Source organism: Mesorhizobium sp. CAU 1741 (assembly GCF_039839275.1).
Classification (GTDB): Bacteria; Pseudomonadota; Alphaproteobacteria; order Rhizobiales; family Rhizobiaceae; genus Aerobium.
The window spans coordinates 405715-422031 of record NZ_JBDOQP010000003.1; the positions used below are offsets into that span (position 1 = coordinate 405715).

The window sequence follows — 16317 nt, forward strand, 5'->3', positions numbered from 1 at the left end:
CGCGCTTGCGTTTGCGCGCGATTGCCCGTATAGAGCCGCCCAATCTGCCGGTCCCAGCTGGGGGCTGAACGGAGGGCCGTGTTTTTTCCCACAGGAAAACATGCGTGTGAAGGCAAGTTCTTCCGCCTCCCGTGTCTCCGCTCTCGACCGTCTCGACATGCTCCTTTCTTCGCCCGCTCGCGGGACAGAGAAGTTGCAGAGGCTTTTGCCGCCGGGGCCGACAGTGTGAACCGAAGAAAGGCAAGACAATATGGCTCTATACGAACATGTGTTCCTTGCCCGCCAGGACCTATCCTCGCAGCAGGTCGAAGCCCTCGTCGAACAGTACAGGGGTGTGATCGAAGCGGGTGGCGGATCCATCGGGCGGGTCGAGCATTGGGGACTGAAGTCCCTCACCTACCGCGTCAAGAAGAACCGCAAGGCGCACTACACGCTCATGGACATCACTGCCCCGGCGGCAGCCGTCCACGAGATGGAACGCCAGATGGGTCTCTCCGAAGACTTCCTGCGTTTCATGACCATCCGCGTGGAAGCCCACGAGGAAGGCCCCTCGGCTATGATGCAGAAGCGCGACGACCGCGAGCGCGAAGGCCGCTTCGGCGACCGTCCGCGCTTTGGCGACCGTGATCGTGGCGATCGCGGTGACCGGGGCGATCGTGGAGACCGCGGCGATCGCGGCCCGCGCCGCCCGCGCGAACAGGTTTCGGAAGGAGCAGAATAAATGGTCGACATCAACCAGATCCCGACCCGCCGTCCGTTCCACCGCCGTCGCAAGACCTGCCCGTTCTCGGGCGCCAACGCGCCGCGGATCGACTACAAGGACGTGCGTCTGCTTCAGCGCTACATTTCCGAGCGCGGCAAGATCGTGCCGTCGCGCATCACCGCGGTCAGCCAGAAGAAGCAGCGTGAACTCGCCAAGGCGATCAAGCGCGCCCGTTTCCTCGGCCTGCTGCCCTACGTGGTGAAGTAGGACCTTTTCCGGGGCGGCTCGCCGCCCCGGCTTCCCGCTCCGGTGATCGGCACCGGATGCGAGACTGGAAATCCGAGTTGGGCCTCATGCCCTAACTGCCACGAGGCAGGACAGCGACCCCGGCGACATGCCGCCTGCTCCCTGCCTTTCAGTACTGATTCAACCGCTTGCGGTTCTGAAAGGACACGATCATGGAAGTCATTCTCCTCGAACGCATTTCCCGCCTCGGCCAGATGGGTGACACCGTCAAGGTCAAGGACGGCTTCGCCCGCAACTTCCTGCTGCCGAAGGGCAAGGCGCTGCGCGCCAACGAAGGCAACAAGAAGAAGTTCGAAGGCCAGCGCGCCCAGCTTGAGACCCGTAACCTCGAGCGCAAGTCGGAAGCCGAGAAGGTCGCCGAGACGCTCGACGGCAAGTCATTCGTCGCCGTGCGCTCGGCAGGCGAGACCGGCCAGCTCTACGGCTCGGTTTCGACCCGCGACATCGCCGACATCCTGACTGCCGAAGGCTTCAACGTTGGGCGAAACCAGATCGAGCTCAACCAGCCGATCAAGACCATCGGTCTCACCAACGTCGCGATCGCGCTGCACCCGGAAGTCGAGGTGACGATCACGCTCAACATCGCCCGTACCGCGGACGAGGCCGAGCGCCAGGCTGCGGGCGAGAAGCTCGATTCCGCCGAGGCGATCTATGGCGACGACATCAACGAGAACGCCCGCCCGGATGCGTTCTTCGATCCGAACGAGGACGGCTTCGAGGAAGACGAAGAAGCCTGATCTGGACCACATTTCCACCTCAAGTTGGATGAATACCCGGCGGGCAACCGCCGGGTATTTTTTTGGACCGATGAAACTTTCTCGTCATGGGAAAGTTGAGGAAGGTTGAGTGGCGGAGATCGCCGGGCGTCTACGCGACGCCATCAGACGATCTGTCTCTTTGGTTGGCATCGAACGTCCGGTTTTCGGACGGGAATTCGATGCGATGCTCTGGGGCGAACGATATGAACAGGGTTCTGCAACGCATCGTCGGGCGGCTGGTACGCACCGGAAGTCTCACCGTGACCGATCCCGACGGAACGGTCGATCATTTCGGCGACGGCAGCGGGCCGCGTGTCCACGTCGTCATCAAGACACAGCACGCGCAGCGCGCCATCGCCTTCGACCCGATGCTGGCCGTTCCGGAAGCGTTCATGAATGGCGAAATCGACGTCGTAGAGGGAGACGTGCTCGAGCTGTTGCATCTCGTCTACGAGAACATGGGGCCTGCAGGGGTCGAAGCAGCCTGGACCAAGGCGGTAGAAGGCCTCCGCATTGCCTTCCGCCGTCTCCAGCAGGTGAACACCGCCGCGCGCGCAAAACGCAATGTCGAGCACCACTACAATCTGTCGCGCGAATTCTACCAGCTCTTCCTCGACGAGGACATGCAGTACTCGTGCGCCTATTTCGAACGCCCCGACATGTCGCTCGAGGAAGCGCAGCTTGCAAAGAAGCGCCACATCGCGGCGAAGCTGTGCCTGAAGCCCGGCCAGCAGGTTCTGGACATCGGCTCCGGCTGGGGCGGGCTGGCACTCTATCTGGCCAGCACGTTCGACGTCGACGTGCTCGGCGTGACGCTGTCGAGCGAACAGCATGTCGTCGCGACGGATAGAGCCCATGACGAGGGGCTGCAGAGCCGGGCGCATTTCGAGATACGCGACTATCGCGACCTTCAGGAACGCTTCGACCGGATCGTATCGGTGGGCATGTTCGAACATGTCGGCGTCAATCACTACCGCGCCTTCTTCGATCGCGTCTCCGCGCTTCTGAAGCCGGACGGGGTCGTGGTTCTGCATTCGATCGGCCGGGCGGGGCCGCCGGCGGCGACCAACGCCTTCATCCGCAAGCACATCTTCCCCGGCGGCTACATACCGGCGCTGTCGGAAGTGCTGCCGCATATCGAGAAGGCCGGCTTGATGGTCACCGATGTGGAAATTCTGCGCCTTCACTATGCCGACACGCTCAAGCACTGGCGCGAGCGCTTCATGGCGAATCGCGATCGCGTCGTGGAAATCTACGACGAGCGCTTCGCGCGTATGTGGGAGTTCTACCTGGCGGGTTCGGAAGCGGCTTTCCGCTGGCAGGACCTGATGGTCTTCCAGATTCAGCTCACGCTGAAGAACGATACCACCCCGGTGACCCGTGGCTATATGGGCAAGTGCGAAAAGGCGCTGGCCATGCGAGACTCCGGGCGCCAGCCGCCAAAGGCTTCGCGGGCCAGGAAAAGCGCGCGCAAGGTGGCCGACCAGGAATAGGCATCGCGGGCGCTTGCCCCAAATTGCTACCCGACGCAGGATGCGTATCCATTCAGCAGGATCCGCATGACGCTTCCCATCTTCATCGCTGCCGCCGTGGCCGAGATCGCCGGGTGCTTCACTTTCTGGGCGTGGTGGCGGCTCGAAAAGTCCGTCTGGTGGCTGCTACCGGGGATGGCGAGCCTCGCTCTTTTCGCCTGGTTGCTCAGCCTCGCCGGAGCCGATGCAGCCGGACGCGCCTATGCCGCCTATGGCGGCATCTATATCTGCGCTTCCCTTGGCTGGCTGTGGATGGCCGAAGGCGTGCGCCCCGACCGCTTTGATCTCATCGGTGCAGTCATCTGCCTCGTTGGCGCCGGGATCATACTTCTTGCGCCCCGCGCCGCCTAAACCGACGTCACCAACTGTATTTTCCTGTTTTGTTCTCATGTTCCGGCGGCTATGCTCGCCGTCTGATTCGCGTCAAGGTTCAATCGCGCGTTGGTGCGCGCAGCCTGTGAATCTCTGTGAATCATGATGCTTGCGCAGGTTGCGGCTATGAAGCCAGACGGGCAAAGTCTAGGAGAGGAGACACAATCGATGCCGGACCGTGTTTCCATTTCCGGCCCAACTCTGACGATCTGGAACCGGCATGGCTGAGGCAGTCCGCAAACTTGCGGCGGCGGAAACACCGCTTTATCGCGAAGCGCCCAACAACATCGAGGCGGAACAGGCGCTGCTGGGCGCCATCCTCGTCAACAACGACGCTTTCTACCGGGTCTCGGACTTCCTCAAGGCCGCGCACTTCTACGAACCCCTGCACCGTCGCATCTACGATGTGCTGGCGGAACTGATCCGCATGGGCAAGATGGCGAACCCGGTGACGATCAAGACCTTCCTGCCAGCGGAGGAAAAGGTCGGCGAGATGACGGTCGCGCAATATCTTGCGCGGTTGGCGGCCGAAGCGGTCACGGTCATCAACGCGTCCGACTATGGCCGGGCGATCTACGATCTGGCGACGCGCCGGGCGCTGATCACCGTGGGCGAAGACATGGTCAACATCGCCTATGACGCGCCGGTCGACATGTCGCCTTCCGAGCAGATCGAGGATGCAGAGCGCCGGCTGTTCGAGCTGGCGGAAACGGGACGCTACGACGGCGGCTTCGAGAGCTTCAACGATGCGGTGAAGACCGCCGTCGACATGGCCAACGCTGCCTACATGCGCGACGGACACCTGTCGGGCATCGCAACGGGCCTGCGCGACCTCGATCGCCGCATGGGCGGCCTGCAATCGTCGGACCTGATCATCCTCGCCGGGCGCCCAGGCATGGGCAAGACCTCGCTTGCCACCAACATCGCCTTCAACATCGCCAACTCCTATGAGCCGGAGCAGCAGGCAGACGGCTCATTCAAGGCGAAGAACGGCGGCGTCATAGGCTTCTTCTCGCTGGAGATGTCGTCCGAACAGCTCGCGACCCGCATCATCTCCGAGCAGACCGAGATTCCGTCGTCGAAAATCAGGCGCGGCGAAATCACCGAGTCCGATTTCGAGAAGCTCGTCGCATGCTCGCAGATGATGCAGAAGCTGCCGCTCTATATCGACCAGACGGGCGGCATCTCGATCGCGCAGCTCGCGGCCCGTGCGCGCCGGCTCAAGCGCCAGCGCGGGCTCGACGTGCTGGTGATCGACTATGTGCAGCTCATGCAGGGCTCCAGCGCCAAGGCCTCGCAGAACCGCGTGCAGGAGATCACCGAGATCACCACCGGGCTGAAGGCGCTTGCCAAGGAACTGTCCGTGCCGATCGTGGCGCTGTCGCAGCTTTCACGCCAGGTGGAAAGCCGTGACGACAAGCGGCCGCAACTCTCCGACCTTCGCGAATCCGGCTCGATCGAGCAGGACGCCGACGTGGTGCTGTTCGTCTACCGAGAGGAATACTACCTCAAGAACAAGGAGCCGAAGCCCGGCACCGACGACTACATCAAGTGGGAGGGCGACATGACCGAGGCGCGCGGCAAGGCCGAAGTGATCATCGCCAAGCAGCGCCATGGCCCCACCGGGACTGTCGGGCTCGCCTTCCAGGGCGAATTCACGCGCTTCTCCGACCTGGCCGAAGACAGCCACCTGCCTGAGCGGTTCGAGTGATTTGACGGGCTGGATTGCCTTCGAGCCGGACGCAAGCCATTCGGGCTCCGATCCACGCTTAGCCGGCGGCCGGCTGACGGTCGACCTCGATGCGCTCGTGCACAATTATCGCGCGCTCGCCGGCAGGTCTCCGTCGGCGCGCGTTGCAGGCGTGGTCAAGGGCGACGGTTATGGCCTCGGAGCGGCGAAGGTTGCAGGCGCGCTTTGGCGGGCCGGATGCCGGACCTTTTTCGTCGCCCTGCCGGCGGAAGGCATCGCATTGCGTGCCGCCCTGCCCGATGCTCAAATCTTCGTGCTCAACGGTTTGTTCGGACCGGAAGCCGTGCCTGCCTATGGCGCTCATCGCCTGATTCCTATGCTTGGCTCGCAAGGCGACATCTCCTGTTGGGAAGCCTATGGGTGGGATAGCGACGTACCCCGGCCGTGCGCCATCCACGTCGATACCGGGATGAACAGGCTCGGTCTGTCGCTTGACGAGGCGCGCTCCTTCGCCGCGGAAAACGCCCTGACCGGCGCGATCACGCCCCTGCTGCTGATCAGCCATCTCGCCTGCGGCGATGCGCCGGATCATCCGATGAACCGGCAGCAACTGGAATCATTCCAGGCGGTTAGGCAGATTTTTCCCGAGATCGAATCAAGCCTTTCAAATTCCGCTGGAACGTTCCTGGGGCCGGATTTCGCCTTCGATCTGGTGCGGCCCGGCATCGCGCTTTATGGCGGCGGCGCCGGTCCGCATAGCGCGGGTGTCGTGAAGCCGGTCGCCACGGCCGAAGCACGGGTCGTCCAGATCAGGCGCGCTCAGACGGGGGACACGGTCAGCTACGGCGGCAGCCAGCGGCTGACACGTGACACCACGATCGCGGTCGCGTCTGTCGGCTATGCCGACGGCTACCATCGATCCGGCTCGGGCGCCGGCGTGCCGCTTCGCGAGGCGGTCGCCAATGGCGGGTTCGGGTTTCTTCATGGGCAGCGCGTGCCGGTGCTGGGACGCGTGACGATGGACCTGACGCTGTTCGATGTGACTGACCTGGCGCCCGGTGTCCTCGCGCAGGGAGACTGGATCGAAGTCTTCGGACCCAACGTCCCGATCGACGAAGCCGCGACGGCTGCCGGCACGATCGCCTACGAACTGCTGACGTCGCTCGGACAGCGCTATCATCGGCGGTATGTGGGCGGGGAGAGTTCGACGGAATGATGGTCAACCCCTCCGCACTACGTCGCCCCCCTCTGTCCTGCCGGACATCTCCCCCACAAGGAGGGAGATCAGCCAGCCGCTTCGATTTCGCCAATCGCAGAAGTTTGCCAACGATTGCAATGAAGGCATATCTCCCCCCGTGTGGGGGAGATATCCGGCAGGACAGAGGGGGGCGCGAAGGAACGCGACTTCCCGGGACGAGAATCCATGGCTAAACCGCGCTCCGTCTTCATCTGCCAGAATTGCGGCGCATCGCACACGCGGTGGGCCGGCAAGTGCGATTCGTGCGGCGAATGGAACACGCTGGTCGAAGACGGCACCAATGGCGGCATCGCCAGCGGCCCGGCCGGTCTGCGCAGCAGCCGCAAGGGACGGGCCGTAACGCTGACCAGCCTGTCGGGGGAGATCGAGGAAGCGCCGCGCATCGTCTCCGGTATCGGCGAGCTCGACCGTGCAACCGGCGGCGGCTTCGTGCGCGGATCGGCGCTTCTCATCGGCGGTGATCCGGGCATCGGCAAGTCGACACTGCTGACGCAGGCGGCAGCCGCGCTCGCGAGCAAGGGGCATCGCATCGTCTATGTCTCGGGCGAGGAGGCGGTGGCCCAGATCCGGCTTCGCGCCCAGCGCCTGGGAGTAGCGCATACGGCGGTTGAACTTGCCGCCGAGACCAATGTCGAAGACATCCTGGCCACGATCTCCGAAGGCAAGCGGCCAGACCTGGTGATCCTGGATTCCATCCAGACGCTGTGGACCGACATGGCTGATTCGGCGCCTGGCACGGTGACCCAGGTGCGTGCATCCGCGCAGGCGATGATCCGCTACGCGAAATCCACAGGCGCGGCGGTGGTTCTGGTCGGCCACGTCACCAAGGAAGGCCAGATCGCGGGGCCCCGCGTCGTCGAGCACATGGTCGACGGGGTGCTGTATTTCGAGGGCGAAGGCGGCCATCACTATCGGATCCTGCGCACGGTCAAGAACCGCTTCGGCCCGACCGACGAGATCGGCGTCTTCGAGATGTCGGACAAGGGGCTGCGCGAAGTCGCCAATCCTTCCGAGCTGTTCCTGGGCGAGCGAAGCACAAAATCGCCGGGCGCCGCGGTATTTGCCGGCATGGAGGGCACGCGGCCGGTTCTCGCCGAAATCCAGGCGCTGGTGGCCCCCTCGCCGCTTGGCACGCCACGGCGCGCGGTGATCGGCTGGGACTCGGCGCGCCTGTCGATGGTGCTTGCCGTGCTGGAGGCGCATTGCGGCGTGCGCTTCGCCCAGCATGACGTCTATCTCAACGTCGCGGGCGGCTATCGCATCACCGAGCCGGCTGCCGATCTCGCGGTCGCCGCGGCACTGGTTTCGTCGCTCACCGGTCTTGCCCTTCCCGCTGATTGCGTCTATTTCGGCGAAGTCAGTCTTTCGGGAGCAATAAGGCCCGTCGCACATGCCCAGCAGCGCCTCAAAGAGGCGGAAAAATTGGGGTTTTCGCAGGCTGTAATGCCCGCGGCGGGCGACGAGCAAAATGCCGGTGGTGGTCGACAGACCTTTCAGCCGGCTACGCTTTCCGATCTGGTCGTGCGCATCGCGGGGGCGCGGGCGCGAGACGCGGATGACTGAGGGACCGAAATAGGCGCGACGCGCTACCGGAGTGAAGCCAGAATGCCCATCACCCTGCTTGACGGAATTCTCGTCGGCTTCACCCTCGTCTCCGCGATGCTGGCCATGGTGCGCGGTTTCTCCCGTGAAATCCTGTCGATCGGTTCCTGGGCGGCGGCGGCGGTGGCGGCATATTTTTTCTACCCCGCTGTAGTTCCCTATATTCAGTCCTATGTAGATAACGCGCAGTTGCAGATAGCGGTGGCCGCGGCGATCGTGTTCTTTCTTGCGCTGATCGTGGTGACGGTGATCACGATGAAGATCGCCGATTTCATCATTGATAGCCGCATCGGCGCGCTCGACCGCACGCTCGGCTTCCTCTACGGCGCTGCGCGCGGCATACTGGTGGTCGCGGTCGGCCTGCTGTTCTTCTCGTGGCTGGTCGGCCAGACGCCGCCACCATGGATCGCGGAGGCCAAGTCGCTGCCGCTGCTCGAGGGAATTGGCGACTGGCTGGAGAGTATCCTGCCGGACGACCCGGAGAACTCGCTGCTCAATCGCATTTCGCCCGACGATGAAGCGCCGGGCACAACGGAACAGCCAGCAAACTGACGCACCGCCCCCTGAGGGCGGACAGGCAACCGAAAACCAGGCGAAAGGCGTAGCCAGATGGCCGACGCAGACGATACCCCGTTTTCATCGGACGACGACCGCTTTCATGACGAATGCGGCGTCTTCGGCATTTTCGGCAGGCAGGACGCGGCGGCGATCGTCACGCTCGGCCTGCATGCCCTGCAGCATCGCGGCCAGGAGGCAGCCGGCATCGTCTCGTATGACGGGTCGCAGTTCCATGTAGAGCGCCATGTCGGGCTCATCGGCGACACTTTCACCAAGCAGGCGGTGATCGACCGGCTGAGCGGCACGCGGGCCATCGGCCACACGCGCTATGCCACCACAGGGGGCGCGGGCCTTCGCAACGTGCAGCCGCTTTTCGCCGAGCTCGCGGATGGTGGAATCGCCGTCGCGCACAATGGCAACCTCACCAATGCGATGACCGTGCAACGCACCTTGCAGAAGCAGGGCGCCATCTTCTCGTCGACCTCCGACACCGAAACCGTCATCCATCTCGTGGCGACGAGCCGCGAGAAGGACATCAATTCGCGCTTCATCGAAGCCGTCCGCCAGCTCGAGGGTGCCTTCTCGCTGGTGGCGCTGACGGCGAAGAAGATGATCGGCTGCCGCGATCCTCTCGGTATCCGTCCGCTGGTGCTTGGCGACCTGGACGGCGCGTGGATCCTGGCATCCGAGACCTGCGCGCTCGACATCATCGGCGCGCGCTTCGTGCGCGATCTGAAGCCGGGCGAGATGGTCGTCGTCACCACCAAGGGCATCGAGAGCTTCTTCCCGTTCGAGCCGCAGAAGTCCCGCTTCTGTGTCTTTGAATATGTCTATTTCGCACGGCCCGACTCGTCCGTCGAAGGCCGCAACGTCTATGGGGTTCGAAAGCAGATCGGCGCCGAACTTGCGCTTGAAAGCCCGGTCGAGGCAGACATCGTGGTGCCGGTGCCGGATTCCGGAACGCCGGCGGCGATCGGCTTCTCGCAAGCCGCCGGCATCCCCTTCGAACTGGGCATCATCCGCAATCACTATGTCGGGCGCACCTTCATCTCGCCGGGCGATTCGATCCGCCACATGGGTGTCCGGCTCAAGCACAACGCCAACCGCAAGATGATCGAAGGCAAGCGTGTCGTGCTCGTCGATGATTCGATCGTACGCGGCACGACGAGCCAGAAGATCGTGCAGATGGTGCGCGACGCCGGCGCCCGCGAGGTCCATATGCGCATCGCATCGCCGCCGACCCGAGCCTCGTGCTTTTACGGCGTCGACACGCCGGAAAAATCGAAGCTGCTCGCTTCGCGCATGTCGATCGAGGAAATGGCCGACTTCATCCGCGTCGATTCGCTCGGGTTCTTGTCGATCGAGGGCCTCTATCGCGCTGTTGGCGAGCCGACCCGCAACGCCGACCAGCCGCAATTCTGCGACGCTTGCTTCACCGGGCAATATCCGACGCGCCTGCTCGACCTCGAGGGCACGGACAATGTGCGCACGCTGTCGCTGCTGGCGAGCGGCGGACAGTAGCGGGTTCCGTTTCCGCCGGATTCGGTCTATCTGGCGGGCATCGGATCTCTTCTCGCCGGCGGCAGGGCGTGACGATTCGAGCGGCAACGGAGCACCACAATGACCTCACCCCTCAACCTTTCGGGCCGCGTTGCGGTCGTGACCGGCGCCTCGCGCGGCATCGGCTATTTCATCGCCAAGGAACTTGCGGCGGCTGGCGCGCACGTCGTGGCGGTCGCGCGGACGGTTGGCGGCCTCGAGGAACTCGACGACGAGATCAAGGCGGAAAAGTCGCTCTCGGGCAAGGGAGAAGCGACACTCGTCCCGCTCGACATTACCGACAGTGCCGGCATCGACCGGCTCGGCGGCGCGATCCACGAGCGCTGGGGCAAACTCGACATCATGGTCGCGAATGCCGGCATCCTGGGCGTGATCGCCCCGATCGGGCATGTCGAGGCCAAGGTGTTCGAGAAGGTCATGGCGATCAACGTCACGTCGACGTGGCGGCTGATCCGCTCGCTCGATCCGCTGCTGCGCCTCTCCGACGCCGGCCGCGCCGTGATCATGTCCTCTGGCGCAGCCCATTCGGCGCGTGCATTCTGGGGGCCGTATGCGGCGTCCAAGGCTGCCGTCGAGGCGATGGCGCGTTCATGGGCCGATGAGACCAAAAGCCTCTCGATGCGTGTCAACAGCGTCAATCCAGGCGCCACGCGCACCGCCATGCGCGCACAGGCGATGCCCGGCGAGGACCCGCAGACCCTGCCGCATCCGTCCGATGTGGCGGCCAGGATCGTGCCGCTGGTAAGTCCCTCGCTGACCGAGACGGGCCTCATCTTCGACGTCCCGAAGAACAGGTTCACGCAATATCGGATGCCGGAATAGCGGTTGCACGCCACCCGGAGACGCCGCTTCTCTCGACGCCAACCGTGGTTCGTGCTACAAAGCACCCGTCAGTCATTGCTCCCGCCGCAGGAAAGAAGCCATGAGAATACGGTCCCTTTCGGTCCTTGCCACGAGCGCGCTTCTTGTGCTTGCTGCGCAGGCGCATGCGGACGTGTTCAGCTCGCAGGGCTTTTCCGGCGAGACGACGACGCTGCAGGCCCTGCCTGGTGTCAATCTCGACGCGGGTACGACCTTTTCCGCTGGCAGCGCGCTGGGCGGCAATTGCGTGGAGACTCTGGCCCCCTCCTTCTCCGGGCGTAGCATGGGCCTGAGCGAGAAGGTGACGGAGTGCCGCGTCGGCAACTTCTCCTTCAGTGCATCGCAGGGCCAGGACAAACTGCCGGCCTACGACAATACCTATGGTGGTAATCCGCCGCCGTGGGAGCGCGGCTGGAAGCCCTGAGGCCGGGCCTCGCCTTCCCCTGATCCCAATTCGATTTTTTGCCTTGTCAGGTAACGCAACGCTGGGCGATTGACCTAGCTCAAACATGCGCTACCCTTGTCCACAGACATGCAGTGAGGGACGAGCATGATCCTGATCGCACTCGTAGTCGGTGGACTGGTCGCCGCCCTGCTGATCTATGTCTGGTGGATTTCCGCGAAACAACATGTGAGCTTCCAGCAGGCGCTGCTGCTTTCGCCACTTGCGCTGATCCGTGGGGTGGATGCCAAGGTCCTGCGCGGCGCGGCAAACGAAAAGCGGATCATTTACGTCGTCGCACATCAGTCCCGGCTGGACGCGGCACTGATGCTTTCGCTGCTTCCGGACGAAACCCTTCACATACTGGACGACTATTCGGCCAACGCCGGCTGGCTGGAGCCATGGCGCAGCCTCGCGCGCACGATCCCGTTCAAGGCGGAGCACGTTTTCGTCAGCCGGCGGCTGGTGCGCGTTCTACGCGGCGGGGGCCGGCTCTGCGTTTACATGCCTCCCGACGCGGAACCTGATACACGCGCCTTCCGTCTATATCGCGCCGTGGCGCGCATCGCGCTCCGGGCGGAGGCGCGGGTGATGCCGATCCACGTGGCGGGAACCGGCTCGGGATGGTCCGGGAAGCTCAGCATTCGCGCCCTGAAGCCGGCAACGATTGAGGAACTGGTGGCGCGCAGCAGCGAGGCCGAGACGCGGTCCGGTGCGCTGTACCGGCGCGTGGTCGAGACGCGTGAAGACGAGGCAAAAGCCGCGTAAGCGTCACTCGACAGGAGTGTCGCCAGCCTGTTCCTCGCGCCGCGCGCGCTTGCCATAGGCCTGCGCACTGAACGGCAGGAAGATCAGATAGGCGATCGCGGTCGCCGCCATGGTGTGCCAGGTAAAGCTGAACAACAAGGCAACGTACAGGACGATGCCAAGGATCATTGGCATGACGATATCGCGCCGGATGCGGGTGCCGCGGGTCTTGGCGGAATAGACCGGAAGACGGCTGACCATCAGCAGCGCAATCGCGACTGCAAATCCGCTGCCTACAAATGCGAAGGTGGTGTTGAGCGGCACGCCGAGGAATCCGAGATAGACCGGCAGCATGACCAGCAAGGCACCCGCCGGCGCGGGCACACCAACGAAATAGTCGGCCATCCAGGCTGGCCTGTCCGGATCCTCCAGCATCACGTTGAAGCGTGCGAGCCGCAGGCAGCAGGCAATCGCGAACAGCAATGCGGCAATCCAGCCGAATGCACCTGCCCGGTCGAGAAGATACGCGTAGAGCACCAATGCAGGCGCCACGCCGAAATTGACGATATCAGCCAGCGAATCCATCTGGGCGCCAAAATTCGAAGCGGCCTTGAGCATGCGGGCTACGCGGCCATCGACCGCGTCCAGAAGGGCGGCGAGCAGCACCATGCCCACGGCAAGTTCAAAGCGCTGTTCGAACGCAAGGCGGACCCCGGAGAGGCCGGCACAGACGGCCATCACGGTGACGAGGTTCGGTATGATCAGCCGCAGCGGAATCTCGCGCAGGCGTGAGCCGCGACGCGGGCCATGGGGCTCGAAGGGGGGAAAGGGTGCCATCGGTCGTCAGGACACGCGCACGAGCGGCGACACCGCCTGCGCACCGAACTCGGCGATGATGGTTTCGCCAGCAACCGCCGTCTGGCCGATCGCTACCTTGGCAACCGCGCTCTGCGGCAGGTAGACGTCGACACGCGAACCGAACCGGATGAGGCCGAAGCGATCACCCACCGCAATGTCGTTGCCCGCTTCGGTCCAGCAGACGATGCGGCGGGCGACAAGCCCCGCAATCTGCACCGCGGCCACGCGGCCATGCGGGCTGTCGATGACCAGGCCGTTGCGCTCGTTTTCGGCGCTCGCCTTGTCAAGTTCGGCATTGAGGAACTTGCCCGGCCGATGCTCGATGGCGACGATGCGGCCACGTACAGGCGAGCGGTTCACATGGCAGGAGAAAACATTCATGAACACGGATATACGCGTCATTTCCGTTTCGCCAAGGCCCAGCTCGCGCGGCGGCACTGCTGGACCCACCGCCGAAACGATGCCGTCGGCAGGGCTGACGACCAGCCGGTCATCCACCGGCGTAACCCGCTCGGGGTCGCGGAAGAAGTAGGCACACCACGCCGTCAGGATCACGCCGATCCAGAACAGGCTGGTCGAGAAGACGCCGAGGACGACGCTGACGCCGGCGAAGCCGGCGATAAAAGGCCACCCTTCCCGGTTGATCGGTACGAACGCGTTCCTGATGGTGTCAACGAGGCTCATGCGAGCATCCGCTCCTTGAAAACAAGGCCGGTACGTACCTGATCGGGCATCAGGTAGCAACGCGCGAATGTCGCGCGGCGCTATTCGCCGGCATCGACCTCCGCCGTTCTCCTGCGCACGATAACGCCCATTTCGTCGGTTTCCCGGGCGCGCCGCAGGGTCTCTTCGGCTTCCGTTGCCTCGCGCTGCCGGTCCCACATCGAGGCGTACAACCCGCCGGCGGCAAGCAGCTCCGCGTGGTTGCCGCGCTCGGCGATCTGTCCATTCTGCAACACGATGATCTCGTCGGCGGAAATCACTGTCGAGAGGCGATGGGCGATGACCAGCGTCGTGCGCCCACGGCTGACGAGATCGAGCGCGGCCTGGATTTCCTGCTCGGTCTGCGTGTCGAGCGCGGATGTCGCCTCGTCCAGCATCAGGATCGGCGGCGCCTTGAGGATGGTGCGGGCAATCGCCACGCGCTGCTTCTCTCCGCCCGAGAGTTTCAGGCCGCGCTCTCCAACCATCGTGGCATAGCCTTCCGGCAGCCGCTCGATGAAATCGTCGATCTGGGCGAGGCTTGCAGCGCGCCTGACATCCTCTTCGGAGGCGTCGGTCCGCCCGTATCGGATGTTGTAGCTGATGGTGTCGTTGAACAGGACGGTGTCCTGCGGAACCATGCCGATGGCAGCACGCAGGCTGTCCTGGGTGACGTCGCGTATGTCCTGGCCGTCGATACGCACGGAACCACCCTGGATGTCATAGAAACGGAAGAGCAGGCGAGAGATCGTCGACTTGCCGGCGCCGGAAGGACCGACAATCGCGACCGTCTTTCCGGCCGGAACCTCGAAGGATATGCCTTTGAGGATCGGGCGATTGGCATCATACGAGAACCGCACGTCTTCGAAGGTCACGGTGCCCTCGGTGACGGAAAGCTGCTTTGCATCCGGCTTGTCCTGCACCTCCTCCTTGACGTCGAGCAGGTCGAACATCTGCTCGATGTCGGTCATCGCCTGCCTGATCTCGCGATAGATAAAGCCGATGAAATTGAGCGGCACGGAGAGCTGCATCAGCATGGCATTGACGAAGACGAAGTCGCCGATCGTGTGGGTGCCGCGCGACACTTCCCACGCCGAAAGTGCCATCACCGTCGCCATGCCGATACCAAAAATCACGCCCTGGCCGAAGTTGAGCCAGCCGAGCGACGTCCACGTCTTGGTGGCAGCGTCCTCGTAGCGCGCCATCGATGCATCGAAGCGGCTGGCTTCCATCGTCTCGTTGTTGAAATACTTGACCGTCTCGTAGTTGAGAAGCGAGTCGATCGCCTTGGTGTTGGCGTCGGTGTCCGAATCATTCATTTCGCGACGAATGGCGATGCGCCAGTCGCTGGCCCGCACGGTGAACCAGGTGTAGAGCCAGACGGTCACGGCGATGACGACGACGTAGATCCAGCCATAGACGACCCAGAAAATGATCGCCGTCAGCAGGAACTCCAGGATGGTGGGCGCGGTGTTGAGGATTGTGAAGCGGACGATCGTCTCGATGCCCTTCACACCGCGTTCGATGATACGCGAGAGGCCACCCGTGCGGCGTTCCAGGTGGAAGCGCAGCGACAGGTTGTGCATGTGCACGAAGGTCCGGTAGCCGAGCTGGCGCACCGCATGCTGGCCGACGCTGGCAAACAGGGCATCGCGCAACTGGTTGAAGCCGAGTTGCACGATGCGCACCACATTATACGCGAGCACCAGCATCACCGGGCCGACAAGGAGGGCGGGAATATAGTCGGCCGGCTGCAGCTCGCCCGTCAGGGCATCGGTCGCCCATTTGAAGAAGTAGGGCACCAGCACGAGAATCAGCTTGGCGACCACGAGGAAAACCGTCGCCCAGACAACGCGCAATTTGAGGTCGGCACGGTCGGCCGGCCACATATAGGGCCACAGGTTGAACAGCGTTGCGAATACGGAGCCGGATTCGGCGGAAACGGTCTTGGAAGCCAAGGTGAAGGTCCTAGAAAATGTTATTCGGCCGGCGTCCCGGCGGGAGCGGCACAGCATGATACGAGCAGCCCGCTGACCGAGCGCGACAATGCCTCCAGCGCAGCGCGGTCGACCTCGTAGCGTGAACGCCGGCGTTCAGGCGTCAGGCGGACCAGCCCCGCGTCGACGAGCACCTTGAGATGCTGCGAGACGGTCGATTGGGCGAGATCGAAGCGCTGCACAACCTCCTTGCAGCAGCAGGCATCGACACCGGCGAGATGCTGAAGGATTTCGATACGCGCCGGGTGCGAAAGCGCGGCAAGCTTTGCCGCGATTTCTGCGCGATCACACCCTGGGTGGGTGTCGAAGGGGCGAGGGTCACAATTCATCGTCAATCGGCGATATACGATGAAGTTGTTCCGTTATCAAGG

At 63.6% G+C, this 16317-nt stretch carries 17 protein-coding genes; 13 read left to right on the plus strand and 4 right to left on the minus strand.

Features of this window, described 5'->3' with window-relative positions:
• Window positions 1-250 precede the first annotated feature (250 nt).
• The 13 genes from rpsF (at window position 251) to AAFN84_RS15700 (ending at window position 12410) form a co-directional block, all read left to right on the plus strand.
• On the plus strand, window positions 251-721 hold the full coding sequence (rpsF, locus tag AAFN84_RS15640) for a 30S ribosomal protein S6 (protein ID WP_347515527.1): 471 nt from the start codon (window positions 251-253) through the stop codon (window positions 719-721).
• Complete coding sequence (gene rpsR, locus AAFN84_RS15645) at window positions 722-970, plus strand: 30S ribosomal protein S18 (RefSeq protein ID WP_173190471.1); 249 nt, start codon at window positions 722-724, stop codon at window positions 968-970.
• Window positions 971-1161: 191 nt separating this feature from the next.
• Entirely contained in the window at window positions 1162-1746 is a 585-nt protein-coding gene (rplI, locus tag AAFN84_RS15650) for a 50S ribosomal protein L9 (RefSeq protein WP_347515528.1), read from the plus strand.
• Window positions 1747-1970: 224 nt separating this feature from the next.
• On the plus strand, window positions 1971-3260 hold the full coding sequence (locus AAFN84_RS15655) for a cyclopropane-fatty-acyl-phospholipid synthase family protein (protein ID WP_347515529.1): 1290 nt from the start codon (window positions 1971-1973) through the stop codon (window positions 3258-3260).
• Between the two features lie 66 nt (window positions 3261-3326).
• Window positions 3327-3650 (plus strand): YnfA family protein, encoded by a 324-nt coding sequence (locus AAFN84_RS15660; RefSeq protein WP_347515530.1) that lies wholly within the window; start codon window positions 3327-3329, stop codon window positions 3648-3650.
• A 241-nt stretch (window positions 3651-3891) separates the two neighbouring features.
• Window positions 3892-5382, plus strand: a complete 1491-nt coding sequence (locus AAFN84_RS15665; protein ID WP_347515531.1) for a replicative DNA helicase — start codon at window positions 3892-3894, stop codon at window positions 5380-5382.
• A 13-nt stretch (window positions 5383-5395) separates the two neighbouring features.
• Entirely contained in the window at window positions 5396-6577 is a 1182-nt protein-coding gene (alr, locus tag AAFN84_RS15670) for an alanine racemase (protein ID WP_347515723.1), read from the plus strand.
• A gap of 207 nt (window positions 6578-6784) precedes the next feature.
• A complete protein-coding gene (gene radA, locus AAFN84_RS15675; RefSeq protein WP_347515532.1) occupies window positions 6785-8182 on the plus strand; it encodes a DNA repair protein RadA in 1398 nt (465 codons plus the stop codon).
• A gap of 42 nt (window positions 8183-8224) precedes the next feature.
• On the plus strand, window positions 8225-8773 hold the full coding sequence (locus AAFN84_RS15680; protein WP_347515533.1) for a CvpA family protein: 549 nt from the start codon (window positions 8225-8227) through the stop codon (window positions 8771-8773).
• A 57-nt stretch (window positions 8774-8830) separates the two neighbouring features.
• Complete coding sequence (purF, locus tag AAFN84_RS15685) at window positions 8831-10300, plus strand: amidophosphoribosyltransferase (protein ID WP_347515534.1); 1470 nt, start codon at window positions 8831-8833, stop codon at window positions 10298-10300.
• Window positions 10301-10399: 99 nt separating this feature from the next.
• Entirely contained in the window at window positions 10400-11161 is a 762-nt protein-coding gene (locus AAFN84_RS15690; RefSeq protein WP_347515535.1) for an SDR family NAD(P)-dependent oxidoreductase, read from the plus strand.
• A 100-nt stretch (window positions 11162-11261) separates the two neighbouring features.
• Window positions 11262-11624 (plus strand): hypothetical protein, encoded by a 363-nt coding sequence (locus AAFN84_RS15695; protein WP_347515536.1) that lies wholly within the window; start codon window positions 11262-11264, stop codon window positions 11622-11624.
• Between the two features lie 126 nt (window positions 11625-11750).
• A complete protein-coding gene (locus AAFN84_RS15700; RefSeq protein ID WP_347515537.1) occupies window positions 11751-12410 on the plus strand; it encodes a 1-acyl-sn-glycerol-3-phosphate acyltransferase in 660 nt (219 codons plus the stop codon).
• Window positions 12411-12413: 3 nt separating this feature from the next.
• Here the strand turns inward: AAFN84_RS15700 and AAFN84_RS15705 are convergent, their stop codons facing one another.
• From AAFN84_RS15705 to AAFN84_RS15720, 4 genes are all read right to left on the minus strand, one after another.
• Window positions 12414-13226 carry a phosphatidylcholine/phosphatidylserine synthase gene (locus AAFN84_RS15705; RefSeq protein WP_347515538.1) on the minus strand — a complete coding sequence of 271 codons (813 nt, stop codon included), beginning with the start codon at window positions 13224-13226 and terminating at the stop codon, window positions 12414-12416.
• A 6-nt stretch (window positions 13227-13232) separates the two neighbouring features.
• Entirely contained in the window at window positions 13233-13931 is a 699-nt protein-coding gene (locus AAFN84_RS15710) for a phosphatidylserine decarboxylase (RefSeq protein WP_347515539.1), read from the minus strand.
• Window positions 13932-14011: 80 nt separating this feature from the next.
• Complete coding sequence (locus tag AAFN84_RS15715; RefSeq protein WP_347515540.1) at window positions 14012-15907, minus strand: ABC transporter ATP-binding protein/permease; 1896 nt, start codon at window positions 15905-15907, stop codon at window positions 14012-14014.
• Between the two features lie 20 nt (window positions 15908-15927).
• Entirely contained in the window at window positions 15928-16275 is a 348-nt protein-coding gene (locus AAFN84_RS15720; RefSeq protein WP_347515541.1) for a metalloregulator ArsR/SmtB family transcription factor, read from the minus strand.
• Between the last annotated feature and the right edge of the window lie 42 nt (window positions 16276-16317).

What these genes read in the sequence shown, in the direction of transcription:
- rpsF (WP_347515527.1), top strand. Translation starts at nt 251, where the DNA reads ATGGCTCTATACGAACATGTGTTCCTTGCCCGCCAGGACCTATCCTCG.
- rpsR (WP_173190471.1), top strand. Translation starts at nt 722, where the DNA reads ATGGTCGACATCAACCAGATCCCGACCCGCCGTCCGTTCCACCGCCGT.
- rplI (WP_347515528.1), top strand. Translation starts at nt 1,162, where the DNA reads ATGGAAGTCATTCTCCTCGAACGCATTTCCCGCCTCGGCCAGATGGGT.
- AAFN84_RS15655 (WP_347515529.1), top strand. Translation starts at nt 1,971, where the DNA reads ATGAACAGGGTTCTGCAACGCATCGTCGGGCGGCTGGTACGCACCGGA.
- AAFN84_RS15660 (WP_347515530.1), top strand. Translation starts at nt 3,327, where the DNA reads ATGACGCTTCCCATCTTCATCGCTGCCGCCGTGGCCGAGATCGCCGGG.
- AAFN84_RS15665 (WP_347515531.1), top strand. Translation starts at nt 3,892, where the DNA reads ATGGCTGAGGCAGTCCGCAAACTTGCGGCGGCGGAAACACCGCTTTAT.
- radA (WP_347515532.1), top strand. Translation starts at nt 6,785, where the DNA reads ATGGCTAAACCGCGCTCCGTCTTCATCTGCCAGAATTGCGGCGCATCG.
- AAFN84_RS15680 (WP_347515533.1), top strand. Translation starts at nt 8,225, where the DNA reads ATGCCCATCACCCTGCTTGACGGAATTCTCGTCGGCTTCACCCTCGTC.
- purF (WP_347515534.1), top strand. Translation starts at nt 8,831, where the DNA reads ATGGCCGACGCAGACGATACCCCGTTTTCATCGGACGACGACCGCTTT.
- AAFN84_RS15690 (WP_347515535.1), top strand. Translation starts at nt 10,400, where the DNA reads ATGACCTCACCCCTCAACCTTTCGGGCCGCGTTGCGGTCGTGACCGGC.
- AAFN84_RS15695 (WP_347515536.1), top strand. Translation starts at nt 11,262, where the DNA reads ATGAGAATACGGTCCCTTTCGGTCCTTGCCACGAGCGCGCTTCTTGTG.
- AAFN84_RS15700 (WP_347515537.1), top strand. Translation starts at nt 11,751, where the DNA reads ATGATCCTGATCGCACTCGTAGTCGGTGGACTGGTCGCCGCCCTGCTG.
- AAFN84_RS15705 (WP_347515538.1), bottom strand. Translation starts at nt 13,226, where the DNA reads ATGGCACCCTTTCCCCCCTTCGAGCCCCATGGCCCGCGTCGCGGCTCA.
- AAFN84_RS15710 (WP_347515539.1), bottom strand. Translation starts at nt 13,931, where the DNA reads ATGAGCCTCGTTGACACCATCAGGAACGCGTTCGTACCGATCAACCGG.
- AAFN84_RS15720 (WP_347515541.1), bottom strand. Translation starts at nt 16,275, where the DNA reads ATGAATTGTGACCCTCGCCCCTTCGACACCCACCCAGGGTGTGATCGC.